The sequence below is a fragment of the Mesorhizobium sp. USDA 4413 genome, assembly GCF_056280365.1.
The window spans coordinates 4871098-4884631 of sequence record NZ_JBVPRP010000001.1; the positions used below are offsets into that span (position 1 = coordinate 4871098).

A 13534-nucleotide genomic window follows, 5' to 3' on the forward strand; every position below is an offset into this window, starting at 1 on the left:
CCGTAAAGTCGCGAGGCCTTTCTATTTGATGAAGCCAGGTAAGTCGTTCAGGAAAGCCGCCCGCGTCGCGAGGCCCTTCGGCTTGTCGGTACGCTTTGCATCGACGACCAACCTGGCAAAGACGATGCGGCGGCCACCCTTGTCCGCCCAGCCGATGAACCAGCCGAGCGAACGCTTGCCGTCCTGGCCGAGCCTGGTGCTGCCCGTTTTGCCTTGCACCGTCCAGTCTCCTGCCGTGAAGGTGGGCAGGATCGCCTGGGTCATCTCATGCGCCTTCGCCGACACTGGCATCTTGCCCGCGACCAGCTTTCGCAGGAAAGCCGTCTGCTCAACCGGCGATATTTCGAGCGAGGAATTGATCCAGGATTGCGTGAGCCCATTGTCCTTGCCGGCATCGCCCGAGACGTCCTTGTTGCCATAGCCGAATTTCGACACGTAGCCGGCGAACTTCTCAGCGCCGAGGCGCCGCGTGATCTCGCGCGAATACCAGACGATGGAATCGCGCTCCCAGATCGTCGGATCGACGGTCTTCTGATCGCGCTTCGCCGCCTTGAATTCCGGCTTGTAGTCCCAACTTGGCGTGTGCTGATCGCTCAGGATGCCGGCATCGTAGCCGATCAGCGCGAGCGGCACCTTGAACGTCGAAGCCGGGCTGACGCGCTGGTCGCAGACGCCGTCCTGGTGGAGCGTGACCCCGCTTTGCGCATCCTGGATCAGCGTGCAGTGGATGTCGCTGAGCGGCGCCGATTGCGCCCGCACCGGCAAGCCCAGCATCCAGGCCAGAAGGAAAAGGACGATGGCGAAAATGAAGGGATAGCGGTCCATCTGGCGCATGACCAAGTCACTCCGGTATGAGATTGCGGGAGCGGCTTAGCGGGGCGACTTGTCTCGATTTTGTCTCAAATTCGCAGTGTTTGTGCAGCTTCGCGTTAACCCTACCGGATCGTTAAAATCCGGGTCGCGCCAACGCCGAAGCAGTCAGATTTCGGGTTCGTTGCGCCTTTTGCCGATCCCCCAATAGCGCCAGGGCATGAACCAGACATAGCGGGCCGCAAGCGTCTCCGGCACGCGGTCGATGCCATGCGTTCCGAACGGTCCGCAGCGCAACACCCGGAACAGCCCCATCCAGCCGCCGGCCCAGAGGCCATGGCGGGCGATCGCCTCATGCGCATATTCGGAGCAGGTCGGCAGGTGTCGGCAGCTATTGCCGACGAAGCCTGAGAGCGTCAGCTGATAGAGGCGCACGACCGATGTGCCGAGCACGCGCCCGGGCGTCTTGCGCCAAGGCCCCGGCCAGTTGCGCCCGCGCTGCACCGGCCGGACGCCATGCATGTGACTGTGATGGTCGCCCATCGCTCCGCAGCCTGTTTCACTGCGCGATAGATGTGGGCTTCGGCGTTGAAACGCAATGCTTTTGCCCTCAAGGCCCGGAGCGCCGGACGGGATGGCTGCCGGTCCATGGGCGATGGTGATGGAAAAGATCGCGACAGTCATGGTGACGTCGCCTGCGCGCGACTTCGCCGTGCCATTGAAAGGTCGCTATCCGTATCATGTCGCTGAAAATGGCCAGGAACTCGATCATGGCAGGTCTCCTTTGAGACGGATTAGACCGCCGCTGGCCTCCCCTCTCAAACGAGTATAATTTCCGCTTCGAATAACTTGGGGTTATGCGACATGAAGCGTGGCCGGCTGCCGCTGACGGCGCTCAGGAGTTTCGAGACGGCCGGCCGGCATTTGAGCTCGCCGGCGCAAGCCGTGGTCCGCGTCAGCGTCGAGCCATCGCTTGCCGCCGTGTGGCTGGTGCCGCGGCTCAATCGCTTTCGCCAATTGCGGCCCGACATCGATGTGTCACTCGAAGTCGATCCGCGGCCGATCGAGTTCCGCAGCGATCAGCCCGAGCTCGCCTTGCGTTTCAGCGCGCACGCCACCTCCTGGCCGCGCAGCGAGGCCGAGCGCTTGGCCTCGACCGTCGATTCACCGGTTCTGTCGCCGGCGCTGCTCGCCTCCGGCCCTCCCCTGGAAAAGCCGGTCGACCTTCGCCATTACACGCTGCTGCATGAAGAAAACCGCCAGGGCTGGGCGCGCTGGTTCCAGGCAGCCGGCGTGCCCGCTGATGCGGTTCCCGCCCGTGGCCCGATGCTGGCCGATGTCTCCCTTTCGAAACAGGCTCCGCTGCTTGGACATGGCGTGGCGCTCGGCGACCTCCTGCAGGTCGGCGAAGAGCTCGCGTCGGGCACTTTGATCAAGCCGTTCGATATCGATGTCGCTTCGGGCGCCTACTGGCTGGTGGCCAGGAGCTTGTCAGATCTGCCGGAACCGGCCAAAGCATTCGCCGACTGGATCCGAAGCGAATTCGCCGTGACCAGGGGAGCGGCCTAAGCCCTATCTCAGGCTGCTTGATCGGCGCGCTTCTTCTCGATCTGGCCGATCGCATCGACCACCGCATCGAAGGTCAGCATCGTCGAGGCATGGCGAGCTTTATAGTCGCGCACCGGTTCCAGATATTTGAGGTCGGCGAAGCGGCCTTCAGGCGGCGCGCCGTTCTCCTTCAGCATCTTCAGCATGGTTTCGCGCACGGCGCGCAATTCGTCGGCGCTGGCGCCGACCACGTGCCGGGCCATGATCGAGGATGAGGCTTGGCCGAGCGCGCAGGCCTTCACGTCATGGGCGAAATCGGTCACCACATCGCCATCCATCTTGAGGTCGACGGTGACGGTCGAGCCGCACAATTTGGAATGCGCCCTGGCGGTCGCGTCGGGGTGATCAAGACGGCCGATACGTCCGATGTTTCCGGCGAAGCCGAGAATTTTCGCATTGTAGACGTCGTCGATCATATTTTTCCAATCCGTCGCCGCCCAGCGAACAGGCTTTGCCGCTCTCGCGTCTTCCTTTCGCTTTGCCGTAACCATATATAATGGTGGCAGTCGGGCATCGACAAGGCGATGAGAAGCCGTTGTCCTTGCTCATCTGTTCACGCCGCTTTCGGGATGGAAATGGGCGATTTTCACCCAAAAGGTCGTGGTCCGTTCAACTCGTCCCACCTTTGAGTGGGACTACGGGAGACGCCTTTATGGATGCCGTCATCAAGAAAATCATGCCCCCCTCCGAATATCTGGAGAAGCCCGTCACTGACCGCCCGAGCGAAGCCGAGGTCGAGGCCGCCGTGCGAACACTGTTGCGCTGGACCGGCGACAATCCGGACCGCGAAGGCCTGGTCGATACGCCTAAGCGTGTCACCAAGGCCTTCCGCGAAATGTTCAACGGCTACGACATGTGCCCGGCCGACGAGCTTGGCCGCACCTTCGAGGAAGTGGCCGGCTATGACGACCTCGTCATCGTCAAGGACATAAAGTTCCATTCGCATTGCGAGCACCATATGGTGCCGATCATCGGCAAGGCGCATGTCGGCTATCTGCCGGACGGCAAGGTCGTCGGCCTGTCGAAGATCGCCCGTGTCGTCGATATCTTCGCGCATCGCCTGCAGACGCAGGAAGCAATGACCGCGCAGATCGCCGGCGTCATCCAGGAAGTGCTCAACCCGCGCGGCGTCGCCGTCATGCTCGAGGCCGAGCATATGTGCATGGCCATGCGCGGCATCCGTAAGCAGGGCTCGAACACGCTGACCTCGACCTTCACCGGCGTCTTCAAGGACACGCCCGAGGAGCAGGTCCGTTTCGTCACCATGGTGCGCTCTGGCGGCTGATTTGCCGGCCCTCGCCGGTCAAACACATAAGGACGGCGATGTCGGCAGTCGGATTTCCAAAAGCTCCGTCAGACAAGAAAGCGTTGGAGGAAGGCTCGCTCCTTTCTCCGCGCTTCGATGCCGCGGGTCTCGTCACCGTCGTCGTGACGGACGCTGCCGACGGCATGCTGTTGATGGTCGCGCATATGAATGCCGAAGCGCTGGCGCTGACGCTGGAGACCGGCATCGCCCATTACTGGTCGCGCTCGCGCAACGCATTGTGGAAGAAGGGCGAAACCTCGGGCAACTTCCAGCAGGTCGTCGAGATGCGCACGGATTGTGACCAAGACGCGATATGGTTGCGCGTCAAAGTGTTGGGCCACGACGCAACCTGCCACACCGGACGGCGTTCTTGTTTTTATCGGACGGTGGGGCTGAACGACGGCAAGGCGACGCTTGCCGACGACGGCAGCAGGCCGCTGTTCGATGCGGATAAGACGTATCGGAAGCCGGTGTGAACCATTCAATATTCACAAACCACTCAGATTCACTATTCTCAAATATCCTTGCGGTAGAAGGGATATGGGACAAGGGGAGATCGTGATGCTCGAATGGGCGTCATTGCGCAGCAAACCTGACGTTCGGGAGGCCAACGGCCCCGCATCGTCCGGCGGCGTGCCCGATCCGAAGCAAGGCAGGAAAGCAGGCATCTCGCTGGCGCTTGGCGGCGGCTGCGCCCGCGGCTGGGCCCATATCGGCGTGCTGCGCGCGCTTGACGAGGCCGGCATCGAAGTATCGATGATCGCCGGCACCTCGGTTGGGGCCCTGGTGGGCGGCTGCTACCTGGCCGGCAAGCTGGATGAGTTGGAGGAATTCGCCAGGAGTCTGACCAAGCGGCGCATCTTCGGCCTTCTCGACCTCAATCTGCGCGGCAGCGGCCTGTTCGGCGGCATGAAGCTCGACCAGCGCCTGCGCGAGCACCTCGACGGCGCCCGCTTCGAGGACCTGTCGAAACCCTTCGTCGCCGTCGCGTCCGAAATCCGCACCGGCCATGAAATCTGGCTGTCGAGCGGCTTGCTCGTCACCGCCATGCGCGCCTCCTATGCGCTGCCGGGCGTCTTCGAGCCGGTGGCGTGCAACGGCCGCGTGCTGGTCGACGGCGCGCTGGTCAATCCGGTGCCGGTCTCCGTCTGCCGCGCCTATGAGCAGCCGCTCGTCGTGGCGGTCAACCTGCATTACGACCTGTTCGGGCGTGCGGCTGTCATCAAGCACAGCGCCGGCGAGCTGCTCGTCGAGAACGACGCGCCTCGCCCCGGCCAGGTCAATACCCAGTCACATCAGACACGCCTGGGCATCACCGGCGTCATGGTCGAGGCCTTCAACATCATTCAGGACCGGATCTCGCGCGCCAGGCTGGCCGGCGATCCGCCGGATATGTCGCTGCAGCCGAAGCTTAGCCATATCGGCCTGACGGAATTCCACCGCGCCGACGAGGCGATCAGCATCGGCTACCAGGCGACGAAGGCGCAGATCAGCGAACTGACCCGGCTGCAATCCGTCCTCGTGTGACCCCGGTACGGCACCGCTTTAAGGTGTGTTGAGATTCAGGTCAGGCCGAGTCGAAAATGGCGGGTTCCGAGAACCGGAGCGGAGCGTACTTTTCGTACGTGAGCACCGGAAGCGCAGGAAGCCGCCATTTGCAGGCCGGGCTCACCTGAATATCAACATACCTTAAGCGAGCGCCGCATCGCTGATGCGAAACTGCACCGTGCGGTTGCCGTTCCAGTAATTGCCCGACAGCGAACCGGCGACATGCACGGTTCTGCCCCTGTTTTTGAAAAGGAATTCGCCGAGCGTGGTATCGACGGCACGAAAAGCGATCGCTTGGATATTGCCGCCGCTTTGCGACTGCAGGTCCGCCCGAATGTGATTGGTGCCGATCGCGCGCGCATCGGTCAACCGGTGCCGCGGCAACACGAACACCGGCGCGATATGCCCGGCGCCGAACGGTCCGGCTTTCTCCAGCGCGTCGAGCAGCGCAATCGTGGCGCCTTCGGCGGCTAGAGCGCCGTCGATCGCCAGGCTCTCCTCGTTCTGCAGCCGGAATACGTCGGCCGCGGCGCGCTCCTCGAAGAAGGCGCGCAACTCGCCGAGCTTGGCGCGCTCGACGGTGACGCCGGCGGCCATCGCGTGGCCGCCGCCCTTGACGATCAGTCCCGCAGCCGCCGCCTCGCGCACCAGCCGGCCGAGATCGAAGCCAGTCACCGAACGGCCGGAGCCGGTGCCGATGCCGGTCGAATTGAAGGCGATGGCAAAGGCCGGCCGGCGGGCGTAATCCTTGAGCCGCGAAGCGATCAGCCCGACAATGCCCGGATGCCAGCTGTTGCTGGCCGTGACGATGATGGCGGGACCGTTGCCGCCGGCAAGCTCGGCATCGGCCTCGGCGCGCGCCTGCGCCAGCATCTCCTGCTCCATCTGCTGCCGTTCCTGGTTCAGCCGGTCCAGCGTCTCGGCGATGCTTGCCGCCTCGACGGGATCGTCGGTGGCCAAAAGCCGGCTCCCCAGCGCTGCATCGCCGATGCGGCCGCCGGCATTGATGCGCGGCCCGATCAGGAAGGAAAGATGGAAGGTGTTGATCGGCTCGCCGATGCGCGAGACACGTGCCAGCGCCGCCAGCCCCTCGTTCTTCTGCTGGCGCAGCACCTGCAGTCCCTTGACGACGAAGGCGCGGTTGACACCGGTGAGCGGGACCACGTCGCAGACCGTCGCCAGCGCGACGAGATCGAGCAGCGAAAGCAGGTCGACCGGCGCGGCATTCGGCAGCCGCTCACGCAGCACCTTGGCTGTCTGCACCAGGCACAGGAAGACGACGCCGGCGGCGCACAAATGTCCCTGCCCCGACAGGTCGTCCTCTCGATTGGGATTGACCACGGCCTCTGCCGGCGGCAGCGGGCCGCCGACCTGGTGATGGTCGAGCACCACGACGTCGGCGCCGGCTTCCCTGGCCGCCTGGATCGAGGTCGCGCTGTTGGTGCCGCAGTCGACGGTGACGATCAGCTTCGCGCCGCGCGAGATCAGCTCCCGCATCGCTTCCGGATTGGGCCCGTAGCCTTCGAAGATGCGGTCCGGGATATAGATTTCGGACGGTACGGAAAAATGCGTGAGAAAGCGTTTCAGGAGCGCCGACGAGGCGGCGCCGTCGACGTCATAGTCGCCGAAGATCGCGACTTTCTCACGCGCGACGATCGCCTCGGCCAGCCTCGCCGCCGCTTTCTCCATATCGGTCAGCGATGCCGGATTCGGCAGAAGCTCGCGGATGGTCGGATCGAGGAAGCGCCCGGTCTGCTCCACGCTGACGCCGCGCCCGGCAAGCACCCGCGCCACGATATCAGGCACGCCGTGGCCTTGCGCGATCGCGAGCGCGGCCATGTCCTGCCGCTCGGTCAGCCGGTGTTCCCAGGAAACACCCGTCGCCGACTGCCTGACATCGAGGAAGAACCGTTTCTCGCCCGTCATGCGACGCGCCGTCTGCACATCATCCTTGCGCAGATATCAACATGCGACGGCCGGAGCAATTGCGGGGCGGCGAGCAATCCGGGGAAAGGTGTGGAACGTTCTTCCTCGGATTGCGGCAAAGCGCCCGGGCAGGCGAATCAGAACTTGTCCAGATCCTGGTGACGGGCCTTGATCTCGCGCACCGTGCGCGAGGACGACCGCAGCACGATTGTGTGAGTGGTGACGAAGGTGCGGCCAAACTTCACGCCGTCGAGCAAATTGCCGTCGGTGACGCCGGTCGCCGCGAAGAGCACGTCGCCGCGCGCCATGTCCTGGGCGCGGTAGATCCGCTTCGGATCGGAAATGCCCATCTTCTCCGCCCGCGCTGCCTTCTCCGGCGTGTCGAGGATCAGCCGGCCCTGCATCTGCCCGCCGGTGCAGCGCAGCGCAGCCGCCGCCAGCACGCCCTCCGGCGCGCCGCCGGTGCCGAGATAGATGTCGATGCCGGTCTCGTCCGGATCGGTGGTGTGGATGACGCCGGCGACATCGCCGTCGCCGATCAGCCGGATCGCGGCGCCCGTGGCGCGCACGGCGTCGATCAGCTTGGCATGACGCGGCCGGTCGAGGATGCAGGCTGTGATGTCGGTAACCGCCGCGCCCTTGGCCTTGGCCAGATTGGCGAGGTTTTCCGCCGGCGAGGCGTCGATATCGATCAGGCCTTCCGGGTAGCCGGGACCGATGGCTATCTTGTCCATATAGACGTCGGGCGCGAACAGCAGGCTGCCCTTTTCCGCAATCGCGATGACGGCAAGCGCGTTGGGCAGATTCTTGGCGCAGATCGTCGTGCCCTCGAGCGGATCGAGCGCGATGTCGACGGCCGGACCTTTGCCGGTGCCGACCTCCTCGCCGATATAGAGCATCGGCGCCTCGTCGCGCTCGCCCTCGCCGATCACCACCGTGCCCTTGATGGCCAGCCGGTTGAGTTCCTGGCGCATGGCATCCACCGCCACCTGGTCGGCGGCCTTCTCATCGCCGCGCCCGCGCAGCCTTGCGGCTGCGACGGCGGCCCGTTCGGTCACGCGCACGACTTCCATCGTAAGGATCCGGTCGAGACCGGCGGCGATGTTCTGGGCGATGTTCATGGATGGGCGTTCCTCGTTGTCTGTTTGCGTCGAGCAATCCCAGAACGGTTGAGCACCGGAATTGCTCCGCCTCCCGCCAGAGGCGGGCTTCTTCTGGCAAAGCTCCATGACAACGGCAAGACTTGGCCCAGTCATTTTTCGAAATGACAGCGAAATCAATCGATTGAAGGCGGAATTGGACTGGACTTATTCCGCCCGCTCGATGCGGATCACCTGCGGCTTGTCGGTCAGATGACCGTCCTTGGTGATGCCTTCCACAGCCTTGCGCACCGCCGCTTCCGTCGTCTCGTGCGTGACGAGGATCACTGTCTTCTGTTCCTGGGTTTCCGCGCTGGTGGCTTGCTGAACGATCGATTCCAGCGAGATGTCGTTGTCGGCCATGCGCTTGGCGATGGCCGCGAACACGCCGGTCCGGTCATGCACCGTCAGCCGTATGAAATAGCCGCCGGCATGGCTGCGCATCCCCGCCTTCTTATAGGGTTTCAGTTCCTTCGCCGGCCAGCCGAACACCGGCGCGTGCTGGAAGCCGGGCCGGCTCTTGGCGATATCGGCAATGTCGCCGATCACCGCCGACGCGGTGGCGTTGCCGCCGGCGCCAGGGCCGGAAAGCAGGAGCTCGCCCAGAATATCGGTCTCGATCGCCACCGCATTGGTGACGCCATGCACCTGCGCGATGACCGATGCCGTCGGCACCATGGTCGGGTGCACGCGCTGCTCGATGCCGCTCTCGGTGCGCTGGGCGACGCCGAGCAGCTTGATGCGGTAGCCGAGATCGGCCGCCGCGCGGATGTCGGCCTGCGTGATGTTGGAGATGCCTTCCATATAAATGTCGTTGGCGGCGATCCTGGTGCCGAAGGCAAGGCTGGTCAGGATTGACAGTTTGTGCGCCGTGTCGTGGCCTTCGATGTCGAAGGTCGGATCGGCCTCGGCGTAACCCAGCCGCTGCGCGTCCTTCAGGCAGGCGTCGAAGGAAATGCCCTCGGCCTCCATGCGCGTCAGGATGTAGTTGCAGGTGCCGTTGAGAATGCCGAAGACACGGGTCACCGCGTTGCCGGCCATTGCCTCGCGCATCGTCTTGATGACAGGAATGCCGCCGGCCACCGCCGCCTCGTAATTGAGCAGCACGCCCTTCTTCTCGGCGATCTCGGCAAGCGCCACGCCATGCTTGGCAAGCAGCGCCTTGTTGGCGGTCACGACATGGCGGCCCGCCTCGAGCGCCGCCTTCACCGACTGTCGCGCCGGCCCCTCGTCGCCGCCGATCAGCTCGACGAAGACATCGATGTCCGCTTTTTCGGCGAGCTTGACCGGATCGTCGAACCATTTCGCGACGCTGAGATCGACGCCGCGGTCGCGCTTCGGGTCACGCGCCGAAACGGCCGTCACGACGATATCGCGGCCGCACTGGCGGGCGAGCTCGGCCGCCTTATCGCGCAGCACGCGCGCCACCGAGGCGCCGACCGTGCCGAGGCCGGCAATTCCAACACGCAACGCTTCAGCCATGTCCGGCGACGCCCCTCAAATTCAATAAATGTCCGGCTGTTCAGCGACGGGCGGCTAGCGGCACCACATTGTTGGGCTGCTTGGCGGTGGTCGCGAGGAATTTCTTGATGTTGCGCGCCGCCTGGCGAATCCGGTGCTCGTTCTCGACCAAGGCGACGCGCACATAGTCGTCGCCATGCTCGCCGAAGCCGATGCCCGGCGCCACCGCGACATCGGCATGCTCGATGAGCAGCTTGGAGAATTCGAGCGAGCCGAGGTGGCGGAACTGCTCGGGGATCGGCGCCCAGGCGAACATGGAGGCGGCGGGCGCCGGAATGACCCAGCCGGCGCGGCTGAAGGAATCGACCATTACGTCGCGCCGCTTGTGGTAGACCTCGCGCACCTCCTCGATGTCGGCGCCGTCGCCGTTCAGCGCATGCGCCGCCGCCACCTGGATCGGCGTGAAGGCGCCGTAGTCGAGGTAGGATTTCACGCGCGTCAGCGCCGAAATCAGCCGCTCGTTGCCGACCGCGAAGCCCATGCGCCATCCGGGCATGGAAAAGGTCTTCGACATCGAGGTGAACTCGACGCAGACATCAATCGCGCCTGGAACCTGCAGCACCGAAGGCGGCGGATTGCCGTCAAAATAGATTTCCGAATAGGCGAGATCCGACAGGATGATGATGTCGTTCTTCTTCGCGAAGGCGACCACGTCCTTGTAGAAATCGAGCGAGGCGACCAGCGCCGTCGGGTTCGACGGATAGTTGAGGATCAGCGCCAGCGGCTTCGGGATCGAATGGCGGATGCCGCGCTCCACCGCCGGGATGAAGCCGTCATCGGGCTCGACCTGCAGCGAGCGGATGACGCCGCCCGACATGATGAAGCCGAAGGCATGGATCGGATAGGTCGGATTGGGGCACAGGATCACGTCGCCGGGCGCGGTGATCGCCTGCGCCATATTGGCGAAGCCTTCCTTCGAGCCGAGGGTAGCGACCACTTGCGTGTCGGGATTGAGCTTCACGCCGAAGCGGCGCTGGTAGTAATTCGCCTGGGCGCGGCGCAGGCCCGGAATGCCGCGCGACGCGGAATAGCGATGCGTGCGCGGGTCGCGCACCACTTCGCATAATTTGTCGACGATGGCCTTCGGCGTCGGCAGGTCCGGATTGCCCATGCCAAGGTCGATGATGTCGGCGCCGCGCGAGCGGGCGCTGGCCTTCAGCCGGTTGACCTGCTCGAACACGTAAGGCGGAAGCCGGCGGACCTTGTGAAATTCTTCCATTTCAGTTCCAGACGATCGAAGGGGCGCTTTCGGCGCGCGATATAAACCTAATTGCAGTTAGGGTCGAGGGTCGGGTCGCATTTGCCCTCGATCTGCTTCAGCGTGTCGTCGCCGTGTGTTTTGGCAAGCGCCTTGAGCGCCGCGGAATTCGTCGGCGCCTTGACGCTGCCGCCCTTGGCGCGCTGCGCCTGCTGCTCGGCCTTGAGCTGGGCGAGCTTCGCCGCGGTCTCCTCCTTGGTGAGCTGCTTGGCGGCCACCGGCGGCGGGATGTTGAGGTTGGGATAGGAGCCGGTGTCCTTCGGGCCTTCGGTCAGGGCCGTCGGCGCCGCATTATTGTGGCTGGTGCTCGTGCAGCCGCCGGCGGGCAGCAACACGCCAACCAGCCCCGCCACAACCGTCACGCGGCACAGCGAACCCGGCCTGAGAAAAAAAGTCCCGCCAACACCAATCGTCATATTGTTTTCCTGGCAGCCGGGTTAGAGCGAATTGGACCCGGTCAGATGTCCCATGGTAATATGTCAAGAAAACGCTCCGGGAGGAACCCCGCGAACCATGTCCAAAGCTCCCGATTCGGACAAAGCGGAAAATGGCGGACCTTCGGCCATCGAGCAATATCTGGTGAAGGATCCCGAGCGTTTCGCCCTGAACATGGCCCGCATGATCGAGCAGGCCGGCAAGGCGGCTTCCGCCTGGACCGAGCCGCGCGAAAAGGGCGAGGTGCGTGATCATGTCGCCGAACCGGTGGTCGACATGGTCAAGACCTTCTCCAAGCTCTCGGAATATTGGCTGGGCGATCCGCAGCGCGCGCTCGAAGCGCAGACGCGGCTCTTCGCCGGCTATATGACGGTCTGGGCGAACGCCATCCAGAAGGTCAATCCCAACGCCGAGGCGCCTCCGGACGCGGTTCAGCCCGAGCGCGGCGACAAGCGCTTCCAGGATCCGGAATGGGGCCGCAACGCCTTCTTCGACTTCCTCAAGCAGGCCTATCTCGTCACCTCGCGCTGGGCGAGCGAGCTCGTCGAGCATGCCGAGGGCCTGGACGAGCACACCCGCCACAAGGCGAGTTTCTACGTCAAGCAGGTGTCGAACGCGATCGCGCCGTCGAACTTCATCCTGACCAATCCGGAGCTGTTCCGCGAAACGGTCGCCTCGAACGGCGAGAACCTGGTGCGCGGCATGAAGATGCTGGCCGAGGACATCGCCGCCGGCCGCGGCGACCTGAAGCTGCGCCAGGGCCGACTACACGCCCTTCGAAATCGGCAAGAACATCGCCACCACGCCCGGCAAAGTCATCGGCCGCAGCGACGTCGCCGAGATCATCCAATATGATCCGGTGACGGAGACGGTGCTGAAGCGGCCGCTGCTGATCTGCCCGCCATGGATCAATAAATTCTATATCCTCGACCTCAACCCGCAGAAATCCTTCATCCGCTGGGCGATCGAGCAGGGCCACACCGTCTTCGTCATCTCCTGGATCAATCCGGACGAGCGCCACGGCGCCAAGGGCTGGGAGGCCTATATCCGCGAAGGCCTGCAATTCGGCCTCGACATGGTGGAGAAGGCGACCGGCGAGAAAGAGGTCAACGCCATCGGCTATTGCGTCGGCGGCACGCTGCTGGCGGCAGCACTGGCGCTGTTGGCGCAGGAAGGCGACCACCGCATCAAATCGGCCACCTTCTTCGCGACGCAGGTCGACTTCACCTATGCCGGCGACCTCAAGGTCTTCGTCGACGAGGACCAGGTCGCCGCCGTCGAGCGCTCGATGAGCGAAAAGGGCTATCTCGAAGGCACCAAAATGGCGACCGCCTTCAACATGCTACGCTCGGGCGACCTGATCTGGCCCTATGTCATCAACAACTACATGCGCGGCAAGGAGCCCCTGCCCTTCGACCTGCTCTACTGGAATTCCGATTCCACGCGCATGGCGGCGGCCAACCACTCCTTCTACCTGCGCAACTGCTATCTCGAGAACAATCTCTCGCGCGGCACGATGGAGCTCGCCGGACGCACCGTTTCGCTGGCCGACATCACCATCCCCGTCTACAACCTGGCCACGAAAGAGGACCACATCGCGCCGGCGCTTTCGGTGTTCCTGGGATCGCGTTTTTTCGGCGGCGACGTCGAATATGTGATGGCGGGTTCGGGCCACATCGCCGGCGTCGTCAACCCGCCTGCCGCCAAGAAATACCAGTACTGGACCGGCGGCAAGCCGGTGGGCGACTTCAACGCGTGGCTTGCCGCCGCGCACGAGCATCAAGGATCCTGGTGGACCCACTGGCAGCACTGGATCGAGAACCAGGACAACATCCGCGTACCCGCCCGCAAACCCGGCAAGCGTATGAAAACCTTGGGAGATGCGCCGGGCACCTATGTCAAGGTGCGTGTGTAACGGACTGTAATGTCTGGTGAGTTGACGGACCGCCAAAACAGGGCGAAATGGTGGCGTCAATCGTTCGG

General features: G+C 64.0%; 12 protein-coding genes and 1 pseudogene. 5 read left to right on the forward strand and 8 right to left on the reverse strand.

The features are described from left to right. Positions 1–21: 21 nt before the first annotated feature. Together blaOXA and yidD are read right to left on the reverse strand one after the other, a co-directional pair. Entirely contained in the window at positions 22–834 is an 813-nt protein-coding gene (gene blaOXA / locus ACVMIM_RS23975; RefSeq protein WP_476114941.1) for a class D beta-lactamase, read from the reverse strand. A gap of 144 nt (positions 835–978) precedes the next feature. Continuing rightward, on the reverse strand, positions 979–1353 hold the full coding sequence (yidD, locus tag ACVMIM_RS23980; protein ID WP_476114942.1) for a membrane protein insertion efficiency factor YidD: 375 nt from the start codon (positions 1351–1353) through the stop codon (positions 979–981). Between the two features lie 321 nt (positions 1354–1674). On the opposite strand from yidD, the gene ACVMIM_RS23985 reads away from it, so the two are divergent. After that, positions 1675–2379: a LysR substrate-binding domain-containing protein gene (locus ACVMIM_RS23985; protein ID WP_476114943.1), complete on the forward strand. Its 705-nt coding sequence runs from the start codon at positions 1675–1677 to the stop codon at positions 2377–2379. Between the two features lie 8 nt (positions 2380–2387). On the opposite strand, the gene ACVMIM_RS23990 is transcribed toward ACVMIM_RS23985, so the two are convergent. Continuing rightward, the gene (locus ACVMIM_RS23990) at positions 2388–2834 is read right to left on the reverse strand and encodes an iron-sulfur cluster assembly scaffold protein (protein WP_278047832.1); all 447 of its coding nucleotides are present in this window, start codon (positions 2832–2834) and stop codon (positions 2388–2390) included. Positions 2835–3070: 236 nt separating this feature from the next. On the opposite strand from ACVMIM_RS23990, the gene folE reads away from it, so the two are divergent. From folE to ACVMIM_RS24005, 3 genes are all read left to right on the forward strand, one after another. Then, positions 3071–3703, forward strand: coding sequence for a GTP cyclohydrolase I FolE (folE, locus tag ACVMIM_RS23995; RefSeq protein WP_476114944.1), 633 nt, complete (start codon positions 3071–3073; stop codon positions 3701–3703). A 38-nt stretch (positions 3704–3741) separates the two neighbouring features. Beyond that, a complete protein-coding gene (gene hisI, locus ACVMIM_RS24000; RefSeq protein WP_476114945.1) occupies positions 3742–4200 on the forward strand; it encodes a phosphoribosyl-AMP cyclohydrolase in 459 nt (152 codons plus the stop codon). An 85-nt stretch (positions 4201–4285) separates the two neighbouring features. Further along, complete coding sequence (locus tag ACVMIM_RS24005) at positions 4286–5251, forward strand: patatin family protein (RefSeq protein WP_476114947.1); 966 nt, start codon at positions 4286–4288, stop codon at positions 5249–5251. Positions 5252–5413: 162 nt separating this feature from the next. Here ACVMIM_RS24005 and recJ read toward each other — a convergent pair whose 3' ends face one another. The 5 genes from recJ to ACVMIM_RS24030 all read right to left on the reverse strand — a co-directional run bounded on the left by recJ (position 5414) and on the right by ACVMIM_RS24030 (position 11532). Further along, positions 5414–7198, reverse strand: a complete 1785-nt coding sequence (recJ, locus tag ACVMIM_RS24010) for a single-stranded-DNA-specific exonuclease RecJ (protein ID WP_476114948.1) — start codon at positions 7196–7198, stop codon at positions 5414–5416. Between the two features lie 137 nt (positions 7199–7335). Then, positions 7336–8319, reverse strand: coding sequence for a class II fructose-bisphosphatase (gene glpX, locus ACVMIM_RS24015; RefSeq protein WP_476114949.1), 984 nt, complete (start codon positions 8317–8319; stop codon positions 7336–7338). Positions 8320–8505: 186 nt separating this feature from the next. After that, positions 8506–9819: a homoserine dehydrogenase gene (locus ACVMIM_RS24020; protein WP_476114951.1), complete on the reverse strand. Its 1314-nt coding sequence runs from the start codon at positions 9817–9819 to the stop codon at positions 8506–8508. Positions 9820–9859: 40 nt separating this feature from the next. Continuing rightward, positions 9860–11077: an LL-diaminopimelate aminotransferase gene (locus tag ACVMIM_RS24025; RefSeq protein WP_041004237.1), complete on the reverse strand. Its 1218-nt coding sequence runs from the start codon at positions 11075–11077 to the stop codon at positions 9860–9862. 47 nt (positions 11078–11124) lie between these two features. After that, the gene (locus tag ACVMIM_RS24030; RefSeq protein ID WP_278047835.1) at positions 11125–11532 is read right to left on the reverse strand and encodes a hypothetical protein; all 408 of its coding nucleotides are present in this window, start codon (positions 11530–11532) and stop codon (positions 11125–11127) included. 97 nt (positions 11533–11629) lie between these two features. Between ACVMIM_RS24030 and phaC the strand changes: the two are divergent. Beyond that, positions 11630–13466, forward strand: a pseudogene (phaC, locus tag ACVMIM_RS24035) (class I poly(R)-hydroxyalkanoic acid synthase). Positions 13467–13534: the final 68 nt, after the last annotated feature.

Excerpts from the sequence above, each read along its gene's own strand:
- ACVMIM_RS23990 (WP_278047832.1), bottom strand. The coding sequence starts at position 2,834 with ATGATCGACGACGTCTACAATGCGAAAATTCTCGGCTTCGCCGGAAAC.
- blaOXA (WP_476114941.1), bottom strand. The coding sequence starts at position 834 with ATGCGCCAGATGGACCGCTATCCCTTCATTTTCGCCATCGTCCTTTTC.
- ACVMIM_RS23985 (WP_476114943.1), top strand. The coding sequence starts at position 1,675 with ATGAAGCGTGGCCGGCTGCCGCTGACGGCGCTCAGGAGTTTCGAGACG.
- glpX (WP_476114949.1), bottom strand. The coding sequence starts at position 8,319 with ATGAACATCGCCCAGAACATCGCCGCCGGTCTCGACCGGATCCTTACG.
- hisI (WP_476114945.1), top strand. The coding sequence starts at position 3,742 with ATGTCGGCAGTCGGATTTCCAAAAGCTCCGTCAGACAAGAAAGCGTTG.
- ACVMIM_RS24020 (WP_476114951.1), bottom strand. The coding sequence starts at position 9,819 with ATGGCTGAAGCGTTGCGTGTTGGAATTGCCGGCCTCGGCACGGTCGGC.
- ACVMIM_RS24025 (WP_041004237.1), bottom strand. The coding sequence starts at position 11,077 with ATGGAAGAATTTCACAAGGTCCGCCGGCTTCCGCCTTACGTGTTCGAG.
- ACVMIM_RS24005 (WP_476114947.1), top strand. The coding sequence starts at position 4,286 with ATGCTCGAATGGGCGTCATTGCGCAGCAAACCTGACGTTCGGGAGGCC.
- recJ (WP_476114948.1), bottom strand. The coding sequence starts at position 7,198 with ATGACGGGCGAGAAACGGTTCTTCCTCGATGTCAGGCAGTCGGCGACG.
- yidD (WP_476114942.1), bottom strand. The coding sequence starts at position 1,353 with ATGGGCGACCATCACAGTCACATGCATGGCGTCCGGCCGGTGCAGCGC.
- folE (WP_476114944.1), top strand. The coding sequence starts at position 3,071 with ATGGATGCCGTCATCAAGAAAATCATGCCCCCCTCCGAATATCTGGAG.
- ACVMIM_RS24030 (WP_278047835.1), bottom strand. The coding sequence starts at position 11,532 with ATGACGATTGGTGTTGGCGGGACTTTTTTTCTCAGGCCGGGTTCGCTG.